General features: G+C 61.8%; 5 protein-coding genes and 1 pseudogene. 1 reads left to right on the plus strand and 5 read right to left on the minus strand.

The genetic code is table 11. From position 1 onward, the window contains the following. A pseudogene (locus NW841_RS11055) lies at positions 1–520 on the minus strand (helix-turn-helix domain-containing protein); the annotation flags it as partial. Between the two features lie 207 nt (positions 521–727). Between NW841_RS11055 and NW841_RS11060 the strand changes: the two are divergent. After that, positions 728–4,057, plus strand: a complete 3,330-nt coding sequence (locus NW841_RS11060; protein WP_414386405.1) for an AAA family ATPase — start codon at positions 728–730, stop codon at positions 4,055–4,057. Here NW841_RS11060 and NW841_RS11065 read toward each other — a convergent pair. From NW841_RS11065 to NW841_RS11080, 4 genes are all read right to left on the minus strand, one after another. Next, positions 4,054–4,479 (minus strand): GerW family sporulation protein, encoded by a 426-nt coding sequence (locus NW841_RS11065; RefSeq protein WP_414386407.1) that lies wholly within the window; start codon positions 4,477–4,479, stop codon positions 4,054–4,056. The genes NW841_RS11060 and NW841_RS11065 overlap by 4 nt on opposite strands. Before the next feature lie 278 nt (positions 4,480–4,757). Continuing rightward, entirely contained in the window at positions 4,758–5,021 is a 264-nt protein-coding gene (locus tag NW841_RS11070) for a DUF2973 domain-containing protein (RefSeq protein WP_414333816.1), read from the minus strand. After that, entirely contained in the window at positions 5,021–5,344 is a 324-nt protein-coding gene (locus NW841_RS11075; RefSeq protein WP_414386409.1) for a DUF2605 domain-containing protein, read from the minus strand. Before NW841_RS11075 ends, NW841_RS11070 begins: the two co-directional genes overlap by 1 nt. Before the next feature lie 45 nt (positions 5,345–5,389). After that, positions 5,390–6,862, minus strand: a 1,473-nt coding sequence (locus NW841_RS11080; protein WP_414386411.1) for a cobaltochelatase subunit CobN, incomplete at its 5' end; no start/stop codon positions are given.

The raw sequence follows: 6,862 nt of genomic DNA on the forward strand, positions 1-6,862 counted from the left end.
CTCCAATAACAGTATGCTTCTCCCCCTTGTATCTCTGACGATAATGATAAGCTCTTTGACCGCGTAAACTCCGAGCTACTCCCCGTTCCCTTCCCTCCCACGCCCGTGTCTGGTCGAGGGCAATCAAATCCTCAAGCTAGTCGTTCTCTTTGCACCTCCTCTTCTTGGACTCTCGCGCTGCGGTAAGTCTTTTTTTTAGAGTCATCCCTCACTTTTTCAGGAAGTTGTGTATCGTGACAGTACTTACATCAATCCCTAGGCGCCCCCGCAACAGTTCTTGATACTGCCACAGATAGAAGTCTGGGTGTTCTGCAATGATTGCCATCACTTCCTGTCGATGCTGTTCCAAAATACCCACTCGCTTGGTGCCTACTTTCTTGGGGGTTAAGTCCTGAGTTTATTGGTACTGTCGCACCCAGCGGTATACTGTTCTTTTGGTTACCATGAACCGTTCGGCTACCTGGCGGATAGAGGTCTGACCTGCCTGATAAGCTGCTACAACTCTTTGCCGTAGATCCAAAGAATGGGTTGGCCTCTCTTTCTCTCCTTCCTCTTGAACACCTGTACCCTATTTTAAATTAACAGGCTGTAACCGCCCTTGCTTCCCCGGATTGCTTCTCTTCAGCAGCAATGCCGCTTTCCCTGGTGAGCTCAGGGCGGAGGGACAACCGTTTTCTGGCCGTGGCAAAACTTGGGATCTAGCCAATAACTTCATAAACTGGAGCAAATGGCTCATCGCCATTGTTTTGCAGCGACCAGAGCCGCCCTTGTGATCCCAGTTCGCCTGACCTTACACAATTTTCTCTGCTACTCTCAGGCGGTTTTGGATCTGCGCGGGATCCACACCGCTTGCATTTGTGGCCCTAACGGGGCGGGCAAATCGGCTTTGCTCGACGCCCTGACCTGGGGCCTCTGGGGACAGAGCCGGGCCAGCAACGACAGCGATCTCATCCGCAAAGGTGCCAGCGAAACCTGGGTGGAAGTAATTTACCGCTCGCGGGGGCAAACCTACCGCATCCTGCGCAGCCGCCACCTGTCGGGGGAAGGATCCCTGGAGTGGCAAATTCAAATTGGAGAAGCCGACGGCCAAGCCCGCTGGCGCAGCCTCACCCGCCGGGGCCTGCGCGCCACCCAAGAGGCAATTACAAGTCAGCTTGGCCTCGACTACGACACCTTTCTCCACTCTGCCTATCTGCGCCAGGGACAGGCCGATGCCTTTACCCTGAAGCGCCCGGGGGAGCGCAAGCAGATCTTGGCCGACATGCTCAAGCTGGGGCAGTATGACTTGCTGACGGAGCGTTGCCGCGAACAGGCCCGCAGCGCCAAGCTCAAAGCCGACCTGCTCCAAGAGCGTCTGCACAAGCTAGACCAACAACAGGTTTCCATTGAGCAGATCCAAGCTGAACTGGAGCAGCTCCAACACCAGCAAACCCATCTGCAGCAGCTCCTGGCCCAACAGCAGCAGGAATTACAGACTCTAGAACGTGCCTATGAACATCGCCACATCCTGAAGGAGCGCCACCGGCAACTCACCCAACACCTGCACAAGCTCAGCGCCAACCTGCACCACACCGAACAGCAGTGGCGAGCCCAACGACAGCACCTGCTCCAGTTGGAAGAGCTGATTGCCCAAAGCGAGCAGATCCTGGCAGGCTACGAACGCTATCAAACCCTGATGGCCCAAGATCGCCATCTTCACCACCTCTTCGAGCAACAGCAATACCTGCTCCAAGAGCGCCAAAAGCTGCAGGCCCAACAAGCTGAGTACCAACAGCAGCAACTGCGCAGAATGCAGCGGCTGCAACAGGAATTGGCCGCCTGCCAGGCCCAAGCCCAGGCCGATGCCCAGGTGCTGGCAGAAGGGGAGCGCATCGAAAACGCCCTCCACCACTACCGGCAAGCCCAGGAGCGCCTGCAGATCTTGAACGAGGCCCAGGCCCAAGCCGCTGCCCTCCTCGAGCAACAGCGGCACTGGGAGGAGGAGATCCGCCGCGAGCGAGAACGCCTGCAAGCCCGCCTCCAGTTCCTCCGGCAGCACCTGCAAAGCCAGGAAAGCCTGGCCCGACAGCAGCAGCAACTGGCCCAGAAAATTGCTGCCGGGGCAGCAGCCCTGGCCGAGCTGGAGCGGCAGCGCCTCTACCAGCAGCAGGTGCTGGAAAAAATTCAAGAGCGCCGCCTCTTTGTGCAGAAGCTGCAGGAGCGGCAGCGGGTTCTTCAGCATCAGTGGCAACAGGAGGAGGAACGCTGCCGCCTGCTAGAGGCTCGCTGGGAAGAGTTTCCTGTTGGCGATAGCGGAGCAGAGTCCTTTCACGCCGAGCGTTTGGATCCTGCAGAGCTAGAAGATCTGGATCGCCCGGATCACCTAGGCCCTTCGGATCCAGACTCTGGCTGGTGCCGTCCCACCCATGCTTTGACGGGGGCGAAGGCCATTGCCGAGGGAGCTGCAGAACCGGGATCCGAAGTAACCGCAGGCTCCCTCTTCTCAGAGCAGCCTGCCGAGTCCACGCTGGCACCGCCCACCAAAGTGCCGACTGCCCCGACTTGGGTTTGCCCCCTCTGCGCCCGTCCGCTCAGCCCGCCCCTGAGGGCGGTGGTGCTGAAGAAACACCGCCAGCGGCAAGAGGAAATTGCCGGCGAGCTCTTTGTTATCCGCGAGCAACTGGCGGTGGCCGACCGGGAGATCGGGCTGCTGCAAGAGGAAGCTCGGCGTCTTGAGCAAGAATTGGCCAGCTGGGACGAGCGCCTGCACCTCCAGGGGCGGCTGCAGCAGCAGTGGGAGGCCGGGCAGGAGCGCCATCGGCAACTGGAGGCTTGGCGGGCAGAAGCGGCAGAACTGGAGCAAATCCTCAACCAAGAAGCTTATGCTCCAGAGGCGCGGCAGCAGCTTGCTCAGATCCAGCAGGCCCTGCAACACCTGGGCTACGACGAGCGCGAACACGCCCTGCAGCGAGGGGAGCTGGAGCGCTGGCGCTGGGCCCTGGGCCGCTCCCAAGAACTGCGCAAAGCCCAGGAGCGCCGCGCCCGCCTAGGTGAGCAAATCGCCTCCCTACAAGCCCAACTGGAAGCCCTGCAGCAGACGCCCTCCTCGGCTGCCCTAGCAGAGCGACTGGTCCAGATCGAACAGGCGCTGCACCACCTCGGCTACGACGGATCCCTGCACCAGCAGGTAAAAGCAGAACTGGCCCAGGCGCAACTGTGGCCGGCCCGCCTGCAGGCCCTCCAAATAGCCCGCCAGGAGCTGCCGGAAGCCACAGCCCGCAGCCAGATCTTGTCCCAACGCCTGCAGGAAAGCCGGCAGCACTTTGCCCAGGCCACCCAAGAGCTGGAAGCGCTGCAGCAACAACTGGCGGAGCAGCCTGAGGTCTTGCCCGCCCACCTGGAAGGGATCCGCCAAGCTCTGCAGGAGCACCGGCAAGGGCTGGATCAGGTGCTTTCTCAAATCGGGGCGGCCCAACAGCGGCTGCAGCAGGCCCTTGAACAACAGTCGGAGCGGGCAGAGCTAGAGCGACAACTGCAGCAGGCCCGCCGCCAGCAGCAGGTGTACCAGGAGCTGGCCAACGCCTACGGCCGCAACGGCATTCCCGCCCTGATCATCGAAAACGTTCTGCCAGAGCTAGAGGCACAAGCCAACCAGATCCTGGGCCGCCTCACCCAACACCGCCTCCATCTGCGCTTTGTAACCCAGCGCTCGGGGCGACGCTCGGACAAGCTAATTGAAACCCTCGACATCCTCATCGCCGATCCCCGCGGCACCCGCCCCTACGAGACCTACTCCGGCGGCGAGGCCTTCCGCATCAACTTCGCCATTCGCCTGGCCCTCTCCCGCCTGCTTACCCAGCGCTCCGGCTCCGACCTGCAAACATTGATCATCGACGAGGGGTTTGGCTCCCAGGACGCCACCGGGCGGGCCCAGTTGCTGGCGGCCATCAACGCTGTGGCCTCTGACTTTGCCTGCATCCTGGTGATCACCCACATCCCCAGCCTGCAAGAGGCCTTTCCCCACCGCATCGAGGTGCAGCCCTCCCCCCAGGGATCCCGCCTCTCCATTCGCGGCTAGTCATTTGGCTGGTCATTTGAGGAGTTGCCGGCCCGGCTCTGGAGCCACTGCTGCAGCAGGGGAATTATAGTCTCGCCAAGCTGGCTCCACTGGCCAGGCTTTTGGGCCGTGGTCAGCAGCTCCACCCGCTCCCCTCGGATCACCAAAAAGCCCACCGGCTCGATGCGCACCCCGCCCCCCGCTCCGCCAAACAGGCTGGCCGGATCCCGTCCGTTGCTGCGAAAGCCGCTGGCCGTTTTGCCAAAATGGCCCCCTCCTCCGCCAACGCCAAAATAGAGCGACACGTAGGGGACAATCGTTGTGTCGCCAATGGTAATCGGCTGGCCAAAGGTCTGTCCCGTCTCCGCCAAAACCGTCAGCTTGCTCAGCACCGCCTCCAGGACGGCTTCCACCTCGAAATCGGAATTGGAATCGGATCCCATTTGTGACGTTTGCGTCAATGCTGCAGGCCAGCTCCAGAGGCCACCAGGTGAAGAACCAGATTGACTGTAGTTGCCTCAAACAAGGTTAAGAGACCTTGCCGCCTACCCAAGTGCTCCGCGCCGCTACCCTCACCCCCAGCCCCTCTCCCTCAGGGAGAGGGGAGTTAGGAATAGTGTTCGGCGCCGGGTGCTTTATCGTAACTTCATCCAAGAAAGGCTACTTACCCCCACAACTGACTCGGGCCGACACCGAGAAAGGGGAAGCTCCTGCGCCGCTTTTAATCCTCGTCAGGAGAGCCAGAGTAGAGATCTTCCAGGCGGCTGCGGGCTTCTTCCAGGCTGGTCGAACGAATCACCAACAAGGGCTCTTCCGTCAGGTTGCCTTCTTCATCCAAGAGCTCTGGGTGGGGCGCCTGTCGGCGAGCCCGACGGGGCGAGGCCTTGCGCTCTTCTTTGCCCAACGTGATGATATTGGCCACCAGGTTACGCAGGGCCACAAAAGCGATGGCCACGAAAGCGATGAGGTAGAGGATCTGCAGCATCACGGGTCAGATGAGTCAGAGGAAGGGTAAATTTGGCGGAAGCGACGGCCCAGCTCGGCGCACTCCATCAGCAGGTGATGCCATTTTGCCATCAGCGCTGGGTCAACGCCAACTTCATTCTCCGACAACTGATAGAGGGCTTCTGCGGCTTGCAATTCTGCTTGGGCAGCCAAAACCCGCTCCAGAAGGGCCTGCTGCGCCTCTGGGCTAATAAATTCTAGGGTTTCTTCTTGCAAAAAGCGGCGGGAGCGCTCAAACCAGTAGCGGTAATCTTCCAGTAGGGGCCCCAGAATCTCTCGCAGTAACTTGGCTTTGCTCATCATTGGGATCCCTCCGCGCCTGGTTTGCTGAGAGCATCTTAGCTGAACTTAACCTTCTCCCGCCAGGGATCCCTGGGTGGCCTCCAGGCGGGCTTCCGTCTCCAGCAGCAGGGCTTCCAGCTGGGGCACCAGCTCTAGGGCCTGCTCTTGCCAGTAGCCCCGCTGGTGGGCTTCCAGCAGCCGCTCGCTCATATCCCGCAGTGCCCAGGGGTTGTGGTTTCGCAAAAACTGCTGCACGGGGGGATCCAACAGGTAGGCGCGGGCCACCCCGGCGTACATGAAATCGGGCACGGCGTGGGTGGTGACGTCGTAGGCAAAAAGGTAGTCGAGGGTGGCGGCCATCTCAAAGGCGCCTTTGTAGCCGTGGCGCATTACGCCGGCAATCCACTTGGGGTTGACGACGCGGGCGCGATAGACGCGGTCGATCTCTTCGGCCAGGGTGCGGATCTTGGGGTTGTGGGGACGGGCGTGATCCCCGAAGTAGATTTGGGGGTTGCGGCCCTGGAGGGTGCGCACGGCTGCCACCATGCCCCCCTGGAACTGGTAGTAGTCATCGGAGTCGAGGAGATCGTGCTCGCGGTTATCCTGGTTGTGCAGGACAATTTGCAAGCGGGCCAGTTGCCGCTGCAGGGCTGCAGGAGCCGGCTCTCCCTCGCCCTCAGCTCGGTAGGCGTAGCCGCTCCAGTTGAGGTAGGCGCGCGCCAGATCCGCCTCGGTTTCCCAGTTTTGCGCCTCGATTAGCCCCTGCAGCCCGGCTCCGTAGGCCCCTGGTTTGGAGCCAAAGATGCGCAGCCGCGCCCGCTCTGCCGCTTCTGAAGGCGGGATCCCTTGCTCCTGCCAGTACTGGGTATCGGCCAGCACCTGGGCCCGCAGGGGGTTGTCGGCTTCCGGTTCTTCCAGGGCGGCCACGGCCTGCACAGCCCGGTCGAAGAGGGCAATGAGGTTGGGAAAAGCATCGCGAAAGAAGCCGGAGATGCGCAGGGTTACGTCCACGCGGGGACGGCCCAAAGCCGCTACAGGCAGAATCTCGATATCCACCACCCGTCCCCCCTCCCAGCGGGGCCTAACCCCCAAGAGCGCCAGCGCCTCCGCCCAGTCCTCGCCGCCGGTTCTCAGGGTGGCAGTTCCCCAAACGGATAGGCCCAGGTGGCGGGGATATTCCCCCTGCTCTTGCACGTAGCGCTCCACCACCCGCTCGGCAGCCAGCGAGCCAACTTGCCAGGCAGTGGGGGTAGGAATGGCGCGGATATCCACCGAGTAGAAGTTGCGCCCGGTGGGCAACACCTCCACCCGGCCCCGCGTGGGGGCGCCGGAAGGGCCGCTGGGCACATAGCCGCCATTGAGCCCGCGCAGGAGATTTTCCAGCTCCTGGGGCGTTTGCTGCAGGCGGGGGAGCAAGTCCGTCTCGATCCAGCGCAGCACCTGGCTGGCCGCCGGCCCCGGGGGCGGATCGTAAGGGATCCCCTGTAGCCGCTGGGCAATCCAGAGGCGGGCCTGGGCCTCTAGGGCAGCTACCCCATC

Source organism: Synechococcus sp. H60.3, from assembly GCF_047462295.1.
Lineage (GTDB): Bacteria > Cyanobacteriota > Cyanobacteriia > Thermostichales > Thermostichaceae > Thermostichus.

Bases quoted from the DNA above. Each gene is read 5' to 3' on its own strand.
- NW841_RS11075 (WP_414386409.1), bottom strand. From the start codon at position 5,344: ATGATGAGCAAAGCCAAGTTACTGCGAGAGATTCTGGGGCCCCTACTG.
- NW841_RS11070 (WP_414333816.1), bottom strand. From the start codon at position 5,021: ATGCTGCAGATCCTCTACCTCATCGCTTTCGTGGCCATCGCTTTTGTG.
- NW841_RS11065 (WP_414386407.1), bottom strand. From the start codon at position 4,479: ATGGGATCCGATTCCAATTCCGATTTCGAGGTGGAAGCCGTCCTGGAG.
- NW841_RS11060 (WP_414386405.1), top strand. From the start codon at position 728: ATGGCTCATCGCCATTGTTTTGCAGCGACCAGAGCCGCCCTTGTGATC.